The organism is Streptomyces sp. NPDC002206 (assembly GCF_053593595.1).
In genome coordinates this window covers 366297-385335 of record NZ_JBSFCW010000001.1, presented here as the reverse complement: position 1 = coordinate 385335, position 19039 = coordinate 366297, and the positions used below count along the sequence as shown (strand labels likewise).

Here is a 19039-nt window from a genome sequence, read left to right as displayed (position 1 = left end):
ACGACGAGTAAAGGAATCAGAACCGATGAGCATTCGGCGTACTGCGAGGACCCGAAGGGTGGTGGCCGCTGTCTCGGTGACGGCGGCACTGGCCCTCGCCGTCACTGCTTGCGGCAGCGATGACGGCGGAAAGACGAAGGACCCCGTTTCTTCGTCGTCATCCTCCACACCCTCCAAGCCCTCCGACGGGGACAAGGGTGCGAAGGAAGACACTTCCGCCGGGGACAACGTGGACCCGAATGTGAAGCTGGCCGAGGCGAGGGGGCAGGGCGGCCTCACCCTCGTCATCAATCAGGTCAAGCGCGACTCCGGCGGGTTCGTCACCATCCAAGGGGAGATCAAGAACGAAGGCCAGCAGTCGAGCAACACCGCAGGCTGGGCGGGTGCCGAGAGCGCCATCGTGGCGAAGAACCCCAACTCGGTCGCCGGCGCCACACTGGTGGACAAGGCGGGCAAGAAGCGCTACTACATCCTCCGCGACACGGATTCTCGGTGCCTCTGCACGACGGGGATTCTCCCGCTCCAGCCGGGGAAGTCGATCCCGGTCTTCATGCAGTTCCCGGCTCCGCCCAGCACGACAACGGAGGTTGACTTCACGTTGCCGACCTTCGCCACCACCTCCCTCAAGATCTCCGGGTGATGGCCGACATGACCAGCACACGCACAAGGCTCAGGCCAGGACATGCTGTGGGGCGGGCCGTCGCGGTGGCGATGCTGATGGCCGGCACCAGCGTCTTCGGGGTCTCGACCGCTCTCGCGGACGACGGTCCGAGTGTGCCTCCCGGTACGGAGGCGTCGTCGGAGCCGCCCGTCAAGGTGGACGGGAACGACCCCGACCTGAAGATGCCCGACGGTGGCACGCTCGCGCCGGGCAAGGTCCTCGACATCATCCAGGTTGTCGAGGACATGGGCGGCGAGGAGCGTCGCGAGGACAGCAACGCGAGCATCAAGTTCGCGCTCCAGGCCGAAGTCCTCTTCGGCAAGGACAGCGCGAAGCTGAGTTCGGCGGCCAAGTCCCGTATCGCGGCCGTCGCTGCCGAGATCAAGAAGCAGAACGCCACCAAGGTGCGCGTCTTCGGCTTCACCGACAATCTCGGTTCCTCAGCACACGGTGACGTGCTGTCCAAGCAGCGTGCCGACGCGGTGCATTCGGTGCTGGCCCAGTCGCTCGACTCGAACGTCACCTTCGAGATCCGCGGCTATGGCGAGCAGTACCCGATCGCCAGCAACGCCAACGAAGAGGGCCGGAAGAAGAACCGGCGCGTGGAGGTCTCCTTCCCGCGCGGCAACGCTTCCTGAGGGCGCATGCCCACATGGGGTCTGTGTAGGGTCTCAAAACTCGCTGCATAATCTCAGCGAGAACTGCACGGCGGCGGCACTTATGCCGCCGCCGTGAGACTCGCAGGTCGGAGCGTCACCCATTCGGGCGGCGATAACAGTGATCCATACCGCCCGCGTTCGCTGCGCTGGCACCGTGGCTGCACAGGAAGTTGATGTGTGGCTGGGGGTGTGTGGTGGGGGAATTCGCTGCGTCTGTGAGTGTCCGCCCCGTGGGGCGTGCGGCGATGGAGGACCGGGCCTGGAGCGAGGTGTCCGTCGAGCTCTTGGCATCGGCGGTGCCTTGGCGAACATTCCGCTGGTTCAAGGGGCAGAAGCACTACGATGCGACATCGTCGGCAGCACAGGCACCCTCGCCCGACTCTTCAGAAGCTATGTGTTCCTGCGTACCAGCGGCCTGCCCGCCCGAATGGCACCGTCCACCTGCACCCCCGAGAACAACTCCGCTCGCAGCCAACACGCCATGCGCTACCTTCGGTTGACCCCCGAGCTTCTCGCGCATCTGGACCACGCGGCCGAGGATTTCCTGCAGCGCAACCGCATCACCACGAACCCGTGACCTGGTACCCGCCGGACAATCTCCTCCACGACCTCGGCCTGCCCGGACATCGCCCCTTCGAGATCAATATCAAGGAGCTGCACAGTGTGATCCGTCAGGACGAAATGACGGCCACCCAAGCCGCCGCCCACCTGCAGACGACGATTGACGTCGTGCGCTGCCTCCTCGACCGGCACCCGGCACTCGATACAAGCGAACGACGCTCGTGGCCCGCCCCCGTCTCCGCCCCCGTCCGCGAAGTCCTTGACTCAGCCACCTTCGCGCGGCTCTACATCGAGCAGCGGATGTCCCTGCGTGCCATCGGAGAGCTCTACGGCGTCCAGGCCGACGTGATCAGAGGTATCGCCGACGAGTACAAGATCCCGATCGGTACTCCGAAGGAGTACCGACACCGTCAGGAGATCACCCGCGAATGGCTTCACGAGCAGTACGTCACGCGCCGTCGCACCCTCGCCGACATCGCCGAGGAGACCGGTATGACCATGTCGAACGTCGCCAAGTGGGCCAGGATGCACGAGATCCCCTTGCGTCCTCGCGGCGGCGCAAGCCATGACGAGAGCCTCCGCATTCGGGAGAGAGCCAGACAGGCTTCCCGCTTGCTGCGACCCGCACTCAACGGCCTCGCCGCTGAAGAACGCCTCCGGCGGTTCGTGAAAGCTTCCGCCTATCCCACCCTCGGCGCGGCAGCCCGGGACATGGGCGTCAACGGGCCCACCCTCGTCACTCAGATCAACCGCCTGGCCCGCGAACTGGGCGGCCCGCTACTCGAACGAGCCGAACGGGGCCGGCCCATGAAACTCACGCCACTCGGCAAGCGGGTCGTCAGAGCAGCAACGAGTTGGCTGTCCGAGGCATAACGCTGACACCATTCGGAGCGAAGGTCGTCACCGTGATCACAGCGGCAGCCATCCGCCCCAGCAGGAGCCGTTGTCATACCCGACTGTCAGAGTTCCCACGCCATGGACACCTCTGAGTTCTGGACCATCATTGAGGCCGCTCGCTCGGCCGGCACAGCTGACAAGCCCTTCGTGGAAGCCCTGGTTGACGAGTTGGCCACCCGTGCCAAGGACGACATCCTCCGCTACCAGGAGGGCTTCGACGAGGTACATGAAGCCGTCTACCGATGGGACGTATGGGCAGCCGCCTACCTCATCGGCGGCGGCTGCTCGGACGACAGCTTCATGGACTTCCGCGCCGGTCTGATCGCGCTGGGCCGCGACTGGTACGAGAGGGCTGCGGCCTGCCCGGACAGTCTTGCTGAGCATCCTGCGGTGATCGCCGCCGCAGAGGCGTACGACGATGAAGCCGTGTTCTACGAGGACGTCAACTACGCGGCCAGCGATGCGTTCAAGCGCATCACCGGTGGCGAAGAGGACTTCTACGAGGCCTGGGACGAGTACGCAGCCTCAGGTGACAGTTCCGGACAAGACGCAGAAGACATGGGCGAAGACTTCGACTTCGACGACCCCGATGAGATGCGACGCCGACTCCCGCGGCTCGCCGCCCTCTACCTCCGTGACACCGCACACTGAGCGACAGGCTCTGTCCGGCACGTTCAGACCGAGGAATCCAGGCGGTGAAATGCGCCGTCGAACTCTCCGGATCTGAGCAGCTCGGCGATCACTGTCACCATCCCTGGGATGCCCGGAGCCCGCACGACCAAGCCGTCAGAGCACCAGAAGCACTGGCCGCCAGCTGCTTCTCCGGTCTCTTCCCACCGCTTCATCAGCCGATCGACCTCGGCAAGAGTGAAGACCGTCGCGCTCCAGCGCGAGCCATCAGGGAGATGCACCTCGACATCAACATTGCAGACTTCGTCGAGTGCTTCGTCAGGGCCGGGGAGGAACAGCGCATCGAACGCTTCGGCGCGGACGCGGTAATACGGGCCGTCCCACCCTGCTTCGGTCTGGACTCTGCTCATGCTGGTCACGCAGGATCATCCCAACCCGCCGGACGCCCATCCAACGAAATGCGGACACCTCCGCGGCCAGCCGGACCAGGGCACGGCCATCATGGTCTGGTGACGATGTGGATGCGCTGTTACTGGGGTGAGGAAGACGTCTGGTTCTACTTCGAAGTCGACGCTGAAGGCTGGGTGATCCGGCAGGTTGAACTCGAAGGGCCTGAGCTGACCCCGATCGCAGGTGCCTCCCTTGCTGAGTGGCAGCGGGCCTACGACGCAGGCCGCCTCGATGAGTACGACAACAGGTTCGGGATCACAGCAGAACTGCCCGTCTCGGAGTGGGAGGGCTACGACCCCGAGGAGTTGACCTCCGACCAGTTCGAGGCGGTCTGGGATGCGGCCCGTCGCCAGATCGCGGCTCGACTGTCTGACTCCTGAAGCAGGCCACGAGGAAATGCCGCCCCTCCTGAGACAGGAGTACCTGGCCGCGATGTGAGACCTCGCCAGAACCTGCTGGTCAGCACAACGCCCTATGCCACGAGCCGCGAGATCCTGCACTCCTTGCAGGGTCTCAAAAGCCTTGGCAGAATCTCACGGCAGTTGGCAGATGGATGGCAGAAATGCCACTGCCATGAGACTTGCAGTTCAGGGGCTTCACTCGTTTGGGTGGCTCGGGCGATAGTCCGGGTCACCCAGGACGGGCGCTCAGCGCCTCGTCTCGTACCTGGTCAGGATCACGCCGCAGGGAAGCGTCCGCGTCTCCACCAGGTTGAGGTTCACCCAGTTGTCCAGCGCGGTGAAGAACGGCGTGCCGCCGCCCACCAGGACCGGCGCGGTGGCCAGCACGTACTCGTCAATCAGCCCGGCCCGCATGGCCGCCCCGGCGAGCGTCGCGCCGCCGATGTCCATCGGTCCGCCGTCCTCGGCCTTGAGCCGGGTGATCTCGGCGACCGCGTCGCTGGTGACCAGGCGGGTGTTCCAGTCGACCTTGTCGATCGTCGAGGAGAACACCACCTTCGACATGTCCCGCCAGCGGCGTGCGAACTCGATCTCCGCCGGGGTGGCGTTGGGCTGCTGGTCGCCGGTCGGCCAGTAGGAGCTCATCGTCTGCCACAGCTTGCGCCCGTACAGCGACAGGTCGGTCGCCTGCAACTGGTCGGACCAAAACTGGAACAGCTCGTCGCTCGGCACGCTCCAGCCGATGTCGTCGCCGGGCGCGGCGATGTAGCCGTCCAGGGTCAGGTTCATGCCGTAGATCAGTTTCCCCATGGCGCCAGCCTTCCGTGAGTCGGTCTCACGCGTACAGACCGGCGCGGCGCGGGAAACTCATCGGTGCGCGATCTGAGCTCACATGTAGTCCTCGTGCTCGGTGGCTCAGCCGCAGACGCATCGTTCCGCCGAGGAAATGGCATCGATCTGAGACTGATCTTGAGTGACATCGCGGTGAGACAACAGAGAACCAGCAGGTCACAGAAGATCGACATGTCATCGGCGGCGAGACCCTACAGCCTGTGTAGGGTCTCAGATTTCTTGGCCGAATCTCAGAGGAGATGGCCAAGTTGTGGCAGATATGCCGTAGTTCTGAGACTGCCAGTTCAGGCGGTTCACCCGTTTGGATGGCCCGGACTTCGGTTCGGGCCACCCAAACGGTGATCGTTGACACCGTGGTCTCACAGGCGAACGCCTGTGAACCGGGGGTGTGAACCTTCCCCTTGATCTTGGACACCTGGAGACTGGGACGTGAGTTCCAGAGGAAGTAGTGCCAGGTGGGAAGCAAGAGCAGCCGCAGTAGGCGGTACACGGAGGAGTTCAAGCGGGATGCGGTCGCGCTCGTGCACTCCTCCGGGAAGACCGTCACCGAGGTGGCCCGGGACATCGGGGTCAGTGCCGAGGGACTGCGAAACTGGGCCAAGCAGGACACGATCGACCGCGGACGGGGGGCGGCGGGCGAGCTGACGACGGCCGAACGCGAAGAGCTGCGCCGGCTGCGGAGGCTGGCCGCCGAGCGGGCGGAGACGATCGAGGTGCTGTGAAAAGCGGCGGTCTTCTTCGCGAAGGAGAGCGATCGATGAGCGAGGTGTACGCGTTCATCGAGGCGGAGAAGACCACCCACCATGTTGCTCTGTTGCGTCGGCTGCTGAAGGTAGCCCGCTCCTCCTTCTACGCGTGGCTGGCCGACGAGCAGGCCCGGCGGGCAAGGAAGGCCGCCGACGACGCCCTGGCCCATGAGATCACCGTGCTCCACCTCGCCTCCAAAGGCACTTACGGGGGTGCCGCGTATCCACGCCGGGCTGCGCCGGGTCGGACACCGCGTGAACCGCAAGCGGGTCGAGCGCGTCATGCGGGAACGCGACATCAGCGGCGTCACGCGGCGCAGGCGCAAGGGCTTGACCCGCCCGGTCAAAAGGGCGGTGCCCGCCCCGGACCTGATCGGCCGCGACTTCACCGCGAGTGCACTGGGGATGAAGCTGGTCGGCGACATCACCTACATTCTCACTGATGAGGGCTGGCTGTATCTGGCGACCTGGCTGGACCTCGCCACCCGCGAGATCGTCGGCTACTTGATGGCCGACCACCACAGCGCCGGCCTGGTCGTGGACGCGCTGACCATGGCCGCCGGACGCGACAGGTCTGGGGCTACGCCTCCCTGCCCGTCTCACTCTCCGCGCGCGGATCACGGGTGAGCTATCCTGCGCGCATGCGCGGACAGTTCACCGGCTGGCCGGAGCAGGCCATGGACGTGTTGTGGCAGCTCCAGGGCGAACCGACCCACGCGACCCGCGAGCGCTACCGCGCGGACCGCGAACGCCTGGTCCGGCAGCCGATGATCGCCCTGCTCAACGAGGTGGCGGACACCGACCCCCGGTACGAGGACTTCTCCGTCTGGCACTACCGCACCGACTCCTGGTGGTGGCAGCACCAGAGCGCGGTGATCCGGCTCGGCCGCAAGATCGAGATCGGTCTCCGGTTCTCCCTGGACGGCCTGCGGATCCAGGGCGCCTGGTGGTACCCCGATCCCGGCCAGGTGGACATGTTCCGCAAAGCCGTGGCCTCCGAGGGGAGCGGCCGCGAACTGTCCGCCATCGTCGAGGACGTGCGGAAGAAGGGCTACGACATCTCCGGGGACGTGATGAAACGCCCCCCGCGCGGCTATCCGACAGACCACTCCCGTACGAACCTGCTGCGCCACCGTTCTCTGATCGCCGCCCGTTCCCTCGGCTGCGAGGAGTGGCTGCACACCCCCGAGGCGGTCGACCGAGTCCTCTCGGCCGCCGCTGACCTGGACGCCCTGCTGATGTGGCTGGTCCGCCACGTGAAGCGCGCCGCCTGACATCACGAGGGCCCCGCGCGGCACTGAGTAGTGGAGAAGCGGAACTTGAGTGCGGGGACGTGGCAACAGGTCGTCGGCAGCGTCGTGATCTCCGCATCTTCGAGGAGCTTCTCGACGCCATCGGGACCATCCGCGAGTGGATCCAGACGAAGGGCGAAGCAACTACCGGATGGGCGGCCTGATCAGCCGAGTTGCGGAGCTTCTCCGGTTTCGAACTGCGAGCCGATGTTGTTCCACATGAAAGGGTCCCGCCAGTCCCCTCTGCCAGCAGCCCAGCCGACGTCGCGATCAGCATGGGCGTAATCCTCCAGCATGACTCTGACATCGCCGCGGTGGACGATCCGAGGGCTCCGTCATCATGGGCTGGTGACGACGTGGATGCGCTGCTACTGGGAAGAGGAAGACGTCTGGTTCTACTTCGAGGTCGACGCCGAAGGTTGGGTGACCCGGCAGATCGAGCTCGAAGGACCTGAGCTGACCCCGATCGCAGCGGTCTCCCTCGACGAATGGCAGCAGGCCCACGCCGCAGGCCGCCTCGCCGAGTTCGACCACAGGTTCGGGATCACAGCAGAACTGCCCGTCTCAGAGTGGGAAGGCCATGACCCGGAGCAACTGACCTCCGACGAGTTTGAGGAAGTCTGGGGCCCTGCCCGTCGGCAGATCGCAGCCCGGCTCCGCTGACCTCTCGGCCCCGCGGCGGCTTCTTGGCATCATCACGGCATGGCCCCAACTCTTCCCCGCACGATCCGGGCAGTCGACACCGAACAGCTCCTCGACCTGGAGAGGGAGGCCGGCGCATACGGCTTCAGCGAGCGGCTTCCGGTCGACTGGCTTCGGGACCACCTCGCTTCCGGAGCGACGCACTACTTGTTCCCCGCACTCGTGCATCACCTCAGTCACCGCCCCGAGGCGTCGCCGCACTGGAGATGCGAACTGCTGCTGACGGCCTCGAGCGGCGAGCAGTTCTTGAGCCTGCTCGACGTGCTCCCCGCCACGTTCAGCAAGCTCCCGGAGACCTTGGACGCCACGTTCAAGACGGACATCGCAAGCCGCATGGAGCGGGCACCAGCCCAGCGTGAGTGGGCAGAAGTAGCTGGTCGACTGCCGAAGTCGACCCTGGAGAAATGCCACGAGCCTGAGACACCGGACGAGGACATGGGCTGAGACAGCCCAGAGAGCCCCTGGTCAGGGCGACGGCCTATGTCACGGGCCGCGAGATCCTACAGCCTGGCACCGCGACACGGTCGCAGTGCCAGGCCTTCGTCGTTGCAGCAGGTGGTCGGCCTTGCCGGCCTTGATGTCGCGGATCATTTGCTGGAGCGCCTCGCGGCTGCCAGTGAGGAAGCCCCGCAGCGCGACCATCGGACGCACCGTGATCACGGCCGCGCTGCGAATGCATGGGGGGTGCCTGCGAGGTGCCCCCGCTTCGCCGAGGCGCCAAGCCAGTTGTGGTCCTGCCTCGTCGATGTATGTGCGGTGCGTCGCTGAAGCCCGCAAGGTGCGTGCTCGTCATTGCTGGGGCGCTCGCTGCTCCCTGGCCGGCCTCAGCCCGTGGCGACCGCATCGGTGCGTGCCAAGGGAGGGATTCGGGTCCTGGTTTGGGCCCTTGGGCCCATGGCGCGTCTGTTCGATCGCCATACGATTGGTCACCGGGGTGGGGTGCCGTGCGCCACCATGAACGGCCGTTTCCGTTCCGGGGGTTGAGGTCAGTCATGTCCTTCTCTGGTGGTGTCCCATGGTCCGGAGCGTCAGGGCAGGTCCATGACGCTCCCCGCCGACCCATGCCGCAACCGCTCATGGTGGCCCGCTGGCTGGTGTACGTATTGTTCGGGGCGACCGTGCTGGGCGGCATCGGCCTGTTCCTCACCGCCGCCTCCCTGGACGCGGTGGACGGCACGCTGCTGGGGCTGCTTGCGTACGCGGCCGCGCCTGGGGCTGTCGGTTGGGTGCTGGCGCTGCGCGCCTGGACCGGTGGGATCCGGGTGTGGTGGGGCCTGATCGCCGTACAGGCGTGGCTGATCCTCGGTGGCCTGTCCAACATCCGTGACGGTTCGGTTCAGGGTTTCACTCAGCTCTTTCTGCCTGTCGTGATTCTCGTGTTCCTGTGCCGGGAGGAGAGCCGGGGGTGGTTCCGGCTCGCGGAGCGCGAGCGGGCAGGGCGACCCCCTTTCTCGCTGCCCCACCTGATCAAGTGGCGGCGGGACCGCGGGCAGACGGCGATGGAGTATGTCGGTCTGATCGCTGTGGTCGCGGCGATCATCCTCGCGCTGGCGTTGAGTGGAGTCGGTGGCCGGATCACCAACGGCCTTCAGTCGGCGATCTGTTCACTGACGGGGAGCTCGTGCCCGGCCACCGGGGACGGTGGGGAGACGGTTGAGGCGGGCGGCGATACGGAGGATCGGCCCGGCCCGACGACGGATGGCGGCACCGTCACCGGCGGCACGACCGGTGGCGGCACCGGGGGTGACACGGATGACGGCACCAGCGGCAGTACCGGTGGCGGTACCGGTGATGGCACCGACAACGGCGCGTCCGGCGGCGGAGAGGACACCGGCTCCACTAGCGAGGCCGGCGATCCTACTGACCCCTATGAGCCGATCGCCACTGATGAGGAGGGGACAGCTGACGACGAGGGCAGGGAAGGGGAGAAGAAGGAGGAATGTTCCGGCTTCTTCGGATGCACCCTCGATCAGCTCGGGCAGGTCGGCGAAGGCCTGTTCGTCGACGGTATCTGGGGCGATGTCACCGACCTGTGGAACACCGTCGTCCACCCCATCGACACCGTCTCCGGCATCGTCGACTACGGGAAATCGCTCGGCGACAAGTGGAGCACGGATTCCAAGGACGCCGGTGACAAGTGGGCCGATGGTGACTACTTCGACGCGCTGACCGACTGGGGCGGCGCCTCGGTCAATACGGGCGTCAAGGTCCTGGACGACATGTTCGTCGGCGAGGAGGTCCGCGAAACCTGGAACCGGGGCGAGGAGACCCAGGCCGTCACCACCGTCATCTGGAATGTCGGTTCGCTCTTCATCCCCGGCTACGACGTGGCCAAGGTCGCCGGAAAGTCCAGCAAACTCGGCAAGCTGGGCAAACTCGCCCAAGCCATCGCCGATGTAGCCGACAAGGCCAAGGACGCCGCGGGCCGGGCCCGTAAGGCGGCCGGGCTCGGCGACGCCAAGGGGGCCCGTAAGGCGGCCGACGAAGCGCAGGAGCACGCCGACGACGCGGCCGAGAAGGCGGAGGAGCACGGCAGTTGCACCATCGCGCTGGGTGCCGCCAGGCTCGTGCCGTACGAGGGCGCAGGCGCCGGCCGTGAGCCCAGCGGCGTGCCCGGCTCCGGCACGGGAATCCTGGCCGCAGGACACGCCGAGTCCCCCCTGATCGTTCTCGCGGCAGGCAACAAAGAGTGCGAGGGCGAGGAGGCGGACAACGCTCGCGACGCCCAGAAGGAAGCTGACGAAGCCGACCGGGCCGCTGACGGAGTCGAACTCTCCACCGCGGCCGACCGGGCCAAGCAGACCATCCGGGACGCCAGTGACAAGCAGAAGACGCCCAAGTCCGAGCGCTACAGTCTCAACGAGGGCGCGATCGACAAGCTGGCCGCGAGAGCCAAGGACAACCCCGACCTTAGCCGCGGTGAATTCGGCAAGTCCGAGCTGGCGTCCGCACTGGACGATCTCACCGACATGCTCAACGACAAGCGCATCGACACCCAGAGCCGCGGCTCCCTGGGCGGCACTGTCCTCAAGGCCACCGACCGCCACCAGTTGGCCGAAGCCATGGCGGAGGTCCGCGCAGCCAAGCGCGCCGCCGATCTGGACGCTGCCGAGGGCACCAAGGTGTACGCGAGTGTCGGCGCGCAGAAGGGCCGCAAGTCGGTGGACTTCGGGGACGGCAAGCCGGTCGATGTCAGCGCCATCGATGACGTCGACGTCGCTTACAAGGGCAAGGACGGCAAGGTCCACGTCGTGGAGGTCAAGAACACAGCCAATGCGACCACTCAGGCGTCCCTCCCTGCTCAGGCCAAGCGGCTGGCCGATTGGACCAAGGAGAGCGGAGTGACACCGCCGCGAGCGGCCCGCTACCAGATCGAGACCCCCAAGGACTGGGACAAGATCTTCAACGGTTTCCAGAAGGACAAAAAAACCGGTACGACCCCACCAGGCACCCCGGCTCAGACCATCGCAGACAACGGTCTCGGCGCCCGGATCGCCGGTCAGGACGTCACCCCCAAGCAGCTGAAGGACATGGACGCTGCGTGGAACTCCAAGACCGACGCGGAGAAGCAGGCCGCTCGTGACTCCGGCAAGATGAAGGATCCCAAGAGCGCGATGGAATACCTGGGAGTCTCGTGATGACTACGGAAGACGATGGCGAGGAGCCCTTGCTTCCCGAGGCCGTACGCGCCCTGCCGTACTCCTGGGACCTCGGCTTCATCTGGCCCCCGGAAACGGAGGAGAGCCAGGAGAACCTCGCCTACGCGCGAGCCGTGCTCGAAGCATGCCTTCCCCCGGCTCCCCTCGCCGCGCCCGAACCTCCCCCCGAAGTGATTCTGAAGTTCCTCGGCCAGGACGCGTCCTGGCCCGAATGGACCGAGATCAGGCACGTATTGCGGGAGCGCATGCCGTACGCCCGCTGCGTGACGCGTGAACGCATGGCCGAGGCCGAGGCGGAGTGCGCGCGCAGAGGCTTCGACACCACGGACTTCACCGAACGGTGGACCGTCCGTATCTCTGCCTGGATCGCCGAACAGGTCCTGTACTGGTGCGGGCTCATGGTCGATGACACCGCGGCGATCACTCCATGGGCCATGGAGCTTGCCGAGCGGTGCGCGCAGCGAGGCATGGCCGCCGAGCAGGCCGTGTGGGCACTCCGCAACACCGCCGAGGTCCCGCAGAGCCGCGAGGCCCTGGCCCGGCTGGCCGCGGACGAGGCGCTGCCTCCCGAGATCCGTGAACTGGCTGCGCAGGAGCTCGCCTGAGCGGGGGCCGAGGCCCGACGTGCGAGCTCGCCGTCTCGGCGGTGCCCGCGATGACGCCGCAGGACCCGCTCCGCGACCGCCAGTTCCTTACGAGGGGCAGGCCGAGCCAGGCCGTACAACCCCGCGAATGCCGATACCACGCGTCACCAGCAGGGTTGCACTCGTCGCCGTTGTCGCGCTGCTCGCCGGGTGCGGCACGGAGGGGCCGCACGCGGCCGATCCGGCGCCGAGTGGCTCCCGTACCGATGAAGCACCCGCCCACCGGGCCTAGGCGTACGGAGTACGTCTCCGACGTCGACCCCGTCGGCAATCAGGTGCTGGACATCGCCGCCGTGTCCCAGCGCGAGGCCTGGGCCATTGCGGAGCTGTACGACACCGGCGGCTCCGTCCCGAGGATGCAGATGCTCCGGTTCGACGGCTCACGGTGGCAGAAGTACGACCTGTCCTCCGATCGACGTGCCGTACTCGGTAGCGGCACGCTCGGCACACCGGCCCTGTACGCCGGCGCGGGCAGCGCCTGGCTGTTCGCGCGCGTCCACCACGGGCCGGGCACGTACTCCACTCCGATCGCCGCCCGGTTCGACGGCACCCACTGGCTGGCCGTCGCGCTGCCCAAAGAAAGCGACATGGCCGGCGTCGCGGTGCTCGGGCCCTCGGACATCTGGGCGCTCGGTAATCCCAAGCAGCAGACGGCCTGGCACTGGGACGGGCGCGGCTGGACCGCCATCCGGCTGCCACTGGAGGCACGGGCGCCCTACGTCACCGGGATCACCGGGAAGGTCACCGAGGTCGACAGGAAACAGGCGTTCCGGCTGGCCGAGATCGCCCCGGTTCCGGGGACCGATGAGGCATGGGGCGTCGGCAAGGCCGAACTCGGAGCGTTCGGCGACGCGAACTTCAGCCGCGCCGTGATCGTGCGGTACCGGCCCTAGCTCAGCTCCTGCCATCCGGCCGTGGCCTCGGCCCGGACCTCGACTCCTGCGTACTCGCCGAGGGCCTGTTTGCGCATGATGCAAACAGGCCCGGGGCGCCGTGAGCGGGCGTGCGCACTCAGCTCACGTTGAGCGTGGTGTCGTCGATGACGAACGACGTCTGCAGCGTGGACCCTTCGGTTCCGGTGAACTTGACCGTCACCGTCTGCCCGGCGTAGGCGCCGAGACTGAAGCTGCGCTGGGTGTAGCCGCCTGCCGCGTTGAGGTTGGAGTACGTGGCAAGGGTGGACAGGACCGTGCCGCTGCTGTTCACGACCTGGGCCTTGAGTGTGTCGTAGGACGTGGTCGTGGTCGTCTCCGCCGTGTCGATGTGGAGGTAGAAGCTGAGGGTGGCGGCGCAGCCGGCCGGAATGGTCACCGGCTGGGAGAGCGTGTCGGTGTGGGTGGTCCCGTATCCGTTCAGCCACGCCTTGTAGGAGCCGGTGCGGGCGGCCTCGCCGCTGTCGTCGGTGATGACCCCGCTGGTGGCGGACCAGGAGGAACTGCCCGACTCGAAGCCGGGGTTGCCGAGCAATTGCGCCGACGTGCAGGTGGTGCCACCCCCGCCGGTCGCCCCGGAGAGCCATTCGGTCGCGTTGAGAGCCAGGGCGGCATCGGTGCCGGCGGGGTCGTTCCAGCCGTCGTACAGGGTGTTGCCGGACTGGCCGGTGCCGTCGTCGATCGGCGAGCTGTCGCCCCAGAACGCGACCCGGCCGCTGCCGAAGCTGCTGGTGGCGAAGAAGGCGCCGGTGTTGCCGGAGTAACCGGTCCGGTAGACGAGGCCCTTGACGGCGGGGTTGTCGGCCGGCTTGAGGGTGGCGGTCGTGCCGCTGCGGATGATGCTGCCGCCGACCGTGCCGAAGGACCCGTGCAGGACGGCGTTCGAGGAGTCGTTGATGGCTTTGGGGTCGTCGGTGCTGATGCTCAGCGAGTCGACGGAGAAGCCGAACGGGTCGGTGCTGTCGACGCTGTTGTTGGTCATCAGGTCGTTGATCACCTCGACCGCGTCGTAGCCGTCGTTGTTGCGGTCGGCACCGGTGTGGTCGGAGACCAGGAAAAGGCCTCCACCGTTCTTCACGAAGTTCATGACGGCCGCCTTCTCGGCCGAGGACAGCAGGACGTTCGGCTCCGGGAGGACGAAGGTGTCGAAATTCTGCAGGTCCAGGGCCGAAGCGGTGCCGTAGGTGATGCTGTTGCCCGAAGGGAGCGTCTTCAGCGAGTAGGCGCCGGTCTTCTGCAGGGCCACGCCCCAGGAGGAGATCGCTCCCGTCCAGTCGGTCTCCGCAGAGGGCGTCGCATCCTGGCCAAGCGGGTCCGGCTGACTGGTACCGATGATCCAGTCGGCGTTGCCGGCGGTCTCGGCCTTGGAGTTGTCGAAGAGGACACGGTGGGGAGTGGCGGCCGCGGCAGTCGCCGGTGCGCTGCCGCCCGGTGCGGGTGCCGCGGGGGCGGGAGTCGCCTGGACGGCGGCGCCCGCGACGAGGGCACCGAGGAGAGCCAGGACTCTGGCGACGCGGCGGTGGGACCTACTGGATCCGAGCATCCGTCATACCTCCGTGAAGGTGGGGGGAGAGGCGGTGCGGGCGCTGATTCTTCGCGCGTAGAAAGGCATCGGTCGGAAGACTGGAGCACGCTTGGTTGAACGGTACATGGCGAGACGGGCGAGGGAACAGGGCGCGTCCGCACCGGCTCTCCAGCCCGTCCAGGCGGCCGGAACGCCTGCGGCCACCAGGAGAGCGACGAGCACCACCAGGTCCCTACGCCCTGCAGCGACGCATTTCTGAACGGCACAGGACCTTCAGCCTGATCTTGCGAGGGACCCCGGGCGTTCACGCGCGGGAGGAGTCGCATCCCGTGACGGTGAGCATCGCAGCGGCTTCCTCTTCGGGCGTGGAGCGCCCGTATCGCTGTCCGGCGGAGCCGGAGAAGCCGCGCGAGTCGAACGTGCGCGCGGCTGGTCGCTTGATCGTGTGGGGCGTGTGCGCGGCGGGCTGGTTTGTATGACCAGGGGGTTAGGGCCGCCGTCATGAAGCTGGTGGTGCGGGTCAAGCTCCTGCCGACGTCTGAGCAGGCGGCGGCACTGGAGGCGACCCTGACCGCCTGCAACGAGGCTGTCACCTGGGCCGCGAAGATCGCCTTCGAGGAGAAGGTGCGCAAGCCGTTGGGGCTGCGCAAGCACACCTATCTCCCGGTCAGGGAGCGTTGGGGTTTGGGCGCCCAGGCCGCGCAGCACGCGATCAAGAAGACCTGCGACGCCTACACCGCCCTCGCCACGAATCTGCGGGCGGGCCGCTACGGCAAGCCGGGATCCAAGCGCCACACCCGCGCTGCGGGCAAACCGCTCGCCTTCCGGCCAGATGCGGCCCAGCCCTACGACGACCGGATGCTGTCCTGGCAGCATCAGGACCGCACCGTCTCCAACTGGACCACCGCGGGCCGGATGAAGAACCTCGCGCTGCGGCTGCCGCGCACGGTTGGCCCGCAGCTGCACTTGGCGGCCGGGAGAAGGGGGATGACCACCCCCGAGTACACCCTGCGTCGGCTGCTCACCGAGCCGGGCGTGCAGACGGTGCTGACTGCTCCCAGGGACCGGCACGAGCTGGAGCAGCACGTGCAATGGGTGAACAGGCCCCCGCTGGACCTGGGGTGAGCGCGACTGCGGGACCACGGGACGAAGCACCACGACCACCGTTGGTGGACCTGACCTGATGAGAGGCGCACCCTTGACGGAAAGCCTGAACTATCTGCTGCTGGGCAATCTCCACGTCGTATCGATGAGCCACTGGCACGGCGGCCTGCCGCCCAAGACCCGGATGCTCCTCGCGCTGCTGCTGACCGCCGGCCCCGAAGGGGTGTCCACCCGGCGGATCGTGGCGGGGCTGTGGGGCGACGACTTCCCGCTCTCTGCACCGCAGATGATCCGCACGCATGTGATGAGGCTCCGCTCGATGCTCGGCCCGCACGGCGCCGTCCACCGCACCCGGGGCGGATGAGGTCCGAGGAGCCGGATTTCCGTGCCGGAACACCCCCAAGGCGTCCTTATGTGAACATATACGGTTCTTTCGTGATTCTCAGGGATGACTCAGGTGGTTCTCATGTTCGCGGGTCACTCTCATTTCCATGACCGAGAGCTTCCGCCGCGGCGGCGCTTACCCCCAGGGTGACGGGCGGAGACCTGCGCACTCCCAGCGGCAGGCGTCCTCCCCTGTGAACCCCGGGTGGCCGCCCCCGTCGGCGTACGAGCCGGCCCACCTGGTCGCCGCCGAGCCAGGCGCGACAGTACAGCCGGGCCAGCCGGCCGCGCAGCCGTCGGTCACGGCCGCCGCGTGGGCCTCCGCTTCGCCATCCCGGTCAACACCGTCATGACCGACGTGGCAAAGCTCAGCTCCGGCTTCCAGAGCCCAGCGGGCGCCCCGCTGGGCGATGTATGAGGAGGACGACATGATCAAGCAGGTTCTGCACGTGGCGACCGCCCCCGTCGACCCTGCCGGGGTCTCTCCGGCCCCGGAGGCGCACGAGCTCCACGCACCGGCGACGCGGATGCCTGAGGTGCCGGTCCCGCACCTGATGGGCCTGCGCACCAGCGCGGCGCGCCCCCACCGCCGCAAGGTGCCGCTGCGCCGTCTCACCGCGGCGCTGAGCTGAGCCGCCCCCCCGACGCGCAGATCCGCGCCTTCGAGGCCCGTGGAGTGCGGGTCGAGGTCGCCCCGCCCGCGGGGACGTGACGGAACCGGCACGAGCCCGTCCGGCCAGGCCGGCAGGAACGTGTCCTGGGACAAATGCTGAACTTGCTGTTCGGTGCGACGCTCCCTGACAGGAGCCGCGAGATCCTGCGGCCCGGTACGCGCACCGGCCCCGGGCGTACGTGACGCCCGGGGCCGGTGGACCGTGTTGCCCGTCCGCTACCCGTGCGTGGTCCGTACCGCCTCCAGGTCCGGTTGCGGTGCTGCGGTCCCGGCCCTCGGCGCCACCGTGTCGGTGCCGCTCGCGTCGCGCTGCGCCGAGAGCGCCGTCTGCTGCGCCGGGGCGAGACCGTTGTAGTACGGGTGGTAGTCCATCAGCGAGCTGCCCGCGCTGATCGCGGAGCCCGCCGCGGTCAGCTCGGCCGAGGAGACCGACCCCGTCCCGCCGAAGGCGATGACGGAACTGACGCCGGCCGCCTGCTGGCGCAGGTAGGTCGCATCCGTCTCCGTCAGCGTCGTCTCGTCGGTCCACAGGACCGGGCCGTAGGAGAGCATGCCGGCGCTCGCGGAGGCGCCGCCGCGCCAGCTGTCCGACCAGGCCAGGCCCACCTGGTACGGGGAGCTCCACCAGAACCGGGCGAGCGCGACGGAGGTGCCGTCGTGGCCGCTGCCGTTGATCGGGTAGTACGTCCAGGTGTCGGGCCAGTTGGAGAGCTGCGTGTGCGTGAGCGCGTACTTCGCCGAGGTGCCGACCGGGATGACCATGGTCCGGTCGGGGTCGAGCGCGTTGAGGTACGACTTCACCGATGACGACAGCGTGTTGCCCTCGTTGAGGACGACCGTGCCCTTGCCGCCGTAGCCGAGCGATCCGGCCGCCGCGGAGGCCGCGAGCGCCGAGTGGTAGTCGGTGCCGGTGGCGACGAACACGTACTCCGGGGCGCTGGTGACCGCCTTGGCGACCGCCACGGACGTGGAGTAGCGCGAGGTCCCCGACAGCCGCTTGGGCGTGAAGCCGAGCGAGCTGACCTTGCTCGCCACCGTGCTGGAGAGGATGTCCGTGCCGCCCACCAGGTAGACCGTGGCGCCGGGCTTCAGCGTGCGCTTCAGCTCGGTCTGCACGGCGCTCGACAGGGAGGTCTTCGACGTCATCAGCAGGGGGCCCTGCTTCTGGCCGGCGAGCGACTGCCCGGTCAGGGCGTAGGACGGGCTGTCCTTACTGATGAGGACGGCCGTCCGCGCGTCGATCAGGCCGGGCTCGCTCCGGCCGACCGTGTTCCAGGTCCAGCGGGACGAGGCCACGTTGGTGGCCGAGGAGTCGGCGCCCCAGACCCGGCCGGCGCTCTGGCGGCGCAGCGGCTGCCAGGCAATGTCGAGGATCGACGAGGTACCCGGGGGCAACGGCATCTTGGTGACCTCACCGGTGGCGACGTCCACGATGCGAGGGGTGGACGCGTCCTCGTCGGTTCCGTTGGTGACGGCGATCCGGGTACCGCTGGGCGACCACTCCGGGGCGTACGCGGCGTCGCTGAAGGAGAGTTGGCGCTCCCCGGTGCCGTCGACGTTGATGACGAACAGCCGGGTGAGACCGCCTGCCTCGCGGACGAAGGCGACCTGCGTGCCGTCGGGCGAGACCGCGGGGTCGTCGCCGTTGTCGGTCAGCTCTGTGAAGCCGCCGGTGGTGTCGTCGTAGAGCCAGACGGCCGACCCGGTCGGCGAGCCGCAGGTGTCGCCGGTGCGCACGAAGGCGATCAGGCCGTTGACGGACGCGCTCGGCTTGCGGTCGCAGCCGTCCTCCGCGGTGGAGAACAGCGGCTCGGCATAGCGGGAACCGTCCGACGGGGCGTAGCGGAGGCGGCCGCCTTCGGAGTAGACGATCGTGTTGCCGGTGTACAGGAACGTCGGATCGCCCACCCCTCCCGGAGTGTCCCGCTCAGGGATCTTGACCAGGGTGGAGTCGGTGTACCGCCGGGTCTCGACCCGGCCGTCCTTCACGTACGCGACCCGGCTGCCGTCGGGCGACCAGGAAGGCTGGCTTCCTGCGGCGACGAAGTCGGTGTAGGTGCCGCTGCCGAGCTGGTTCGTCTGCAGGACGTTGCGTGCGCCGTTGAGGAACATCAGCTTGCCGTCCGTGGCCTGCCACGTCACGGGGTCTGCCGCAGCCGCGCCCGGCGCGGTGGCCATGCCCGCCGCAACGGCGACGGCGGTGCCCAGTGCCGCGAGCACGCGGCGTCTGTGAATCTTCATGTGCCCCCACAAGAGTGATGAAAGGC

The 19039-nt window shown here is 67.6% G+C and carries 22 protein-coding genes; 18 read left to right on the top strand and 4 right to left on the bottom strand.

The window, feature by feature from the left end:
* Positions 1–25 precede the first annotated feature (25 nt).
* The 5 genes from ACWCP8_RS01750 (at position 26) to ACWCP8_RS01730 (ending at position 3429) form a co-directional block, all read left to right on the top strand.
* Positions 26–640 carry a hypothetical protein gene (locus tag ACWCP8_RS01750; protein ID WP_451113905.1) on the top strand — a complete coding sequence of 205 codons (615 nt, stop codon included), beginning with the start codon at positions 26–28 and terminating at the stop codon, positions 638–640.
* Positions 641–648: 8 nt separating this feature from the next.
* Entirely contained in the window at positions 649–1299 is a 651-nt protein-coding gene (locus tag ACWCP8_RS01745; protein ID WP_326605490.1) for an OmpA family protein, read from the top strand.
* A 322-nt stretch (positions 1300–1621) separates the two neighbouring features.
* A complete protein-coding gene (locus ACWCP8_RS01740; RefSeq protein ID WP_451113904.1) occupies positions 1622–1897 on the top strand; it encodes a hypothetical protein in 276 nt (91 codons plus the stop codon).
* Positions 1894–2754 (top strand): LysR family transcriptional regulator, encoded by an 861-nt coding sequence (locus ACWCP8_RS01735; RefSeq protein WP_451113903.1) that lies wholly within the window; start codon positions 1894–1896, stop codon positions 2752–2754. Before ACWCP8_RS01740 ends, ACWCP8_RS01735 begins: the two co-directional genes overlap by 4 nt.
* Positions 2755–2856: 102 nt before the next feature.
* Positions 2857–3429 (top strand): DUF4240 domain-containing protein, encoded by a 573-nt coding sequence (locus ACWCP8_RS01730; protein ID WP_352267657.1) that lies wholly within the window; start codon positions 2857–2859, stop codon positions 3427–3429.
* Positions 3430–3452: 23 nt separating this feature from the next.
* Here ACWCP8_RS01730 and ACWCP8_RS01725 read toward each other — a convergent pair whose 3' ends face one another.
* Positions 3453–3818, bottom strand: a complete 366-nt coding sequence (locus tag ACWCP8_RS01725; protein ID WP_352267760.1) for a hypothetical protein — start codon at positions 3816–3818, stop codon at positions 3453–3455.
* A 111-nt stretch (positions 3819–3929) separates the two neighbouring features.
* Here ACWCP8_RS01725 and ACWCP8_RS01720 point away from each other — a divergent pair, with 111 nt between their 5' ends.
* Positions 3930–4238, top strand: coding sequence for a hypothetical protein (locus ACWCP8_RS01720; RefSeq protein WP_451114126.1), 309 nt, complete (start codon positions 3930–3932; stop codon positions 4236–4238).
* Positions 4239–4505: 267 nt separating this feature from the next.
* Here ACWCP8_RS01720 and ACWCP8_RS01715 read toward each other — a convergent pair whose 3' ends face one another.
* The gene (locus ACWCP8_RS01715; RefSeq protein WP_451113902.1) at positions 4506–5069 is read right to left on the bottom strand and encodes a dihydrofolate reductase family protein; all 564 of its coding nucleotides are present in this window, start codon (positions 5067–5069) and stop codon (positions 4506–4508) included.
* A gap of 497 nt (positions 5070–5566) precedes the next feature.
* Between ACWCP8_RS01715 and ACWCP8_RS01710 the strand changes: the two genes are divergently transcribed.
* The 9 genes from ACWCP8_RS01710 to ACWCP8_RS01670 all read left to right on the top strand — a co-directional run bounded on the left by ACWCP8_RS01710 (position 5567) and on the right by ACWCP8_RS01670 (position 13047).
* On the top strand, positions 5567–5833 hold the full coding sequence (locus tag ACWCP8_RS01710) for a transposase (protein ID WP_451113901.1): 267 nt from the start codon (positions 5567–5569) through the stop codon (positions 5831–5833).
* Between the two features lie 237 nt (positions 5834–6070).
* Positions 6071–6484: a DDE-type integrase/transposase/recombinase gene (locus ACWCP8_RS01705; RefSeq protein WP_451113900.1), complete on the top strand. Its 414-nt coding sequence runs from the start codon at positions 6071–6073 to the stop codon at positions 6482–6484.
* A gap of 14 nt (positions 6485–6498) precedes the next feature.
* Positions 6499–7131, top strand: coding sequence for a DUF2461 family protein (locus ACWCP8_RS01700; protein ID WP_451113899.1), 633 nt, complete (start codon positions 6499–6501; stop codon positions 7129–7131).
* Between the two features lie 378 nt (positions 7132–7509).
* A complete protein-coding gene (locus ACWCP8_RS01695; protein WP_451114125.1) occupies positions 7510–7812 on the top strand; it encodes a hypothetical protein in 303 nt (100 codons plus the stop codon).
* A 39-nt stretch (positions 7813–7851) separates the two neighbouring features.
* The gene (locus ACWCP8_RS01690) at positions 7852–8295 is read left to right on the top strand and encodes a hypothetical protein (RefSeq protein WP_451113898.1); all 444 of its coding nucleotides are present in this window, start codon (positions 7852–7854) and stop codon (positions 8293–8295) included.
* Positions 8296–8912: 617 nt separating this feature from the next.
* Positions 8913–11489: a Flp family type IVb pilin gene (locus tag ACWCP8_RS01685; protein ID WP_451113897.1), complete on the top strand. Its 2577-nt coding sequence runs from the start codon at positions 8913–8915 to the stop codon at positions 11487–11489.
* Positions 11489–12115, top strand: a complete 627-nt coding sequence (locus tag ACWCP8_RS01680) for a hypothetical protein (protein WP_326605495.1) — start codon at positions 11489–11491, stop codon at positions 12113–12115. The genes ACWCP8_RS01685 and ACWCP8_RS01680 overlap by 1 nt, the downstream gene beginning before the upstream one ends.
* A 127-nt stretch (positions 12116–12242) precedes the next feature.
* The gene (locus ACWCP8_RS01675) at positions 12243–12386 is read left to right on the top strand and encodes a hypothetical protein (protein ID WP_352267667.1); all 144 of its coding nucleotides are present in this window, start codon (positions 12243–12245) and stop codon (positions 12384–12386) included.
* A complete protein-coding gene (locus tag ACWCP8_RS01670; RefSeq protein WP_451113896.1) occupies positions 12361–13047 on the top strand; it encodes a hypothetical protein in 687 nt (228 codons plus the stop codon). Before ACWCP8_RS01675 ends, ACWCP8_RS01670 begins: the two co-directional genes overlap by 26 nt.
* A 118-nt stretch (positions 13048–13165) precedes the next feature.
* Here ACWCP8_RS01670 and ACWCP8_RS01665 read toward each other — a convergent pair whose 3' ends face one another.
* Positions 13166–14629 (bottom strand): hydrolase, encoded by a 1464-nt coding sequence (locus tag ACWCP8_RS01665; protein WP_451113895.1) that lies wholly within the window; start codon positions 14627–14629, stop codon positions 13166–13168.
* A 483-nt stretch (positions 14630–15112) separates the two neighbouring features.
* Between ACWCP8_RS01665 and ACWCP8_RS01660 the strand changes: the two genes are divergently transcribed.
* The 3 genes from ACWCP8_RS01660 (at position 15113) to ACWCP8_RS01650 (ending at position 16731) form a co-directional block, all read left to right on the top strand.
* Positions 15113–15736 carry a hypothetical protein gene (locus ACWCP8_RS01660; protein WP_451113894.1) on the top strand — a complete coding sequence of 208 codons (624 nt, stop codon included), beginning with the start codon at positions 15113–15115 and terminating at the stop codon, positions 15734–15736.
* Between the two features lie 73 nt (positions 15737–15809).
* Positions 15810–16079, top strand: a complete 270-nt coding sequence (locus tag ACWCP8_RS01655; protein ID WP_451113893.1) for an AfsR/SARP family transcriptional regulator — start codon at positions 15810–15812, stop codon at positions 16077–16079.
* Positions 16080–16527: 448 nt separating this feature from the next.
* The gene (locus ACWCP8_RS01650) at positions 16528–16731 is read left to right on the top strand and encodes a hypothetical protein (RefSeq protein WP_352267673.1); all 204 of its coding nucleotides are present in this window, start codon (positions 16528–16530) and stop codon (positions 16729–16731) included.
* 257 nt (positions 16732–16988) lie between these two features.
* Here the strand turns inward: ACWCP8_RS01650 and ACWCP8_RS01645 are convergent, their stop codons facing one another.
* Positions 16989–19013, bottom strand: coding sequence for a cell wall-binding repeat-containing protein (locus tag ACWCP8_RS01645; RefSeq protein ID WP_451113892.1), 2025 nt, complete (start codon positions 19011–19013; stop codon positions 16989–16991).
* Positions 19014–19039: the final 26 nt, after the last annotated feature.

What these genes read in the sequence shown, in the direction of transcription:
- ACWCP8_RS01750 (WP_451113905.1), top strand. Translation starts at nt 26, where the DNA reads ATGAGCATTCGGCGTACTGCGAGGACCCGAAGGGTGGTGGCCGCTGTC.
- ACWCP8_RS01745 (WP_326605490.1), top strand. Translation starts at nt 649, where the DNA reads ATGACCAGCACACGCACAAGGCTCAGGCCAGGACATGCTGTGGGGCGG.
- ACWCP8_RS01730 (WP_352267657.1), top strand. Translation starts at nt 2,857, where the DNA reads ATGGACACCTCTGAGTTCTGGACCATCATTGAGGCCGCTCGCTCGGCC.
- ACWCP8_RS01725 (WP_352267760.1), bottom strand. Translation starts at nt 3,818, where the DNA reads ATGAGCAGAGTCCAGACCGAAGCAGGGTGGGACGGCCCGTATTACCGC.
- ACWCP8_RS01720 (WP_451114126.1), top strand. Translation starts at nt 3,930, where the DNA reads ATGCGCTGTTACTGGGGTGAGGAAGACGTCTGGTTCTACTTCGAAGTC.
- ACWCP8_RS01715 (WP_451113902.1), bottom strand. Translation starts at nt 5,069, where the DNA reads ATGGGGAAACTGATCTACGGCATGAACCTGACCCTGGACGGCTACATC.
- ACWCP8_RS01700 (WP_451113899.1), top strand. Translation starts at nt 6,499, where the DNA reads ATGCGCGGACAGTTCACCGGCTGGCCGGAGCAGGCCATGGACGTGTTG.
- ACWCP8_RS01695 (WP_451114125.1), top strand. Translation starts at nt 7,510, where the DNA reads ATGCGCTGCTACTGGGAAGAGGAAGACGTCTGGTTCTACTTCGAGGTC.
- ACWCP8_RS01690 (WP_451113898.1), top strand. Translation starts at nt 7,852, where the DNA reads ATGGCCCCAACTCTTCCCCGCACGATCCGGGCAGTCGACACCGAACAG.
- ACWCP8_RS01685 (WP_451113897.1), top strand. Translation starts at nt 8,913, where the DNA reads ATGCCGCAACCGCTCATGGTGGCCCGCTGGCTGGTGTACGTATTGTTC.
- ACWCP8_RS01680 (WP_326605495.1), top strand. Translation starts at nt 11,489, where the DNA reads ATGACTACGGAAGACGATGGCGAGGAGCCCTTGCTTCCCGAGGCCGTA.
- ACWCP8_RS01675 (WP_352267667.1), top strand. Translation starts at nt 12,243, where the DNA reads ATGCCGATACCACGCGTCACCAGCAGGGTTGCACTCGTCGCCGTTGTC.
- ACWCP8_RS01670 (WP_451113896.1), top strand. Translation starts at nt 12,361, where the DNA reads ATGAAGCACCCGCCCACCGGGCCTAGGCGTACGGAGTACGTCTCCGAC.
- ACWCP8_RS01665 (WP_451113895.1), bottom strand. Translation starts at nt 14,629, where the DNA reads ATGCTCGGATCCAGTAGGTCCCACCGCCGCGTCGCCAGAGTCCTGGCT.
- ACWCP8_RS01660 (WP_451113894.1), top strand. Translation starts at nt 15,113, where the DNA reads ATGAAGCTGGTGGTGCGGGTCAAGCTCCTGCCGACGTCTGAGCAGGCG.
- ACWCP8_RS01650 (WP_352267673.1), top strand. Translation starts at nt 16,528, where the DNA reads ATGATCAAGCAGGTTCTGCACGTGGCGACCGCCCCCGTCGACCCTGCC.
- ACWCP8_RS01645 (WP_451113892.1), bottom strand. Translation starts at nt 19,013, where the DNA reads ATGAAGATTCACAGACGCCGCGTGCTCGCGGCACTGGGCACCGCCGTC.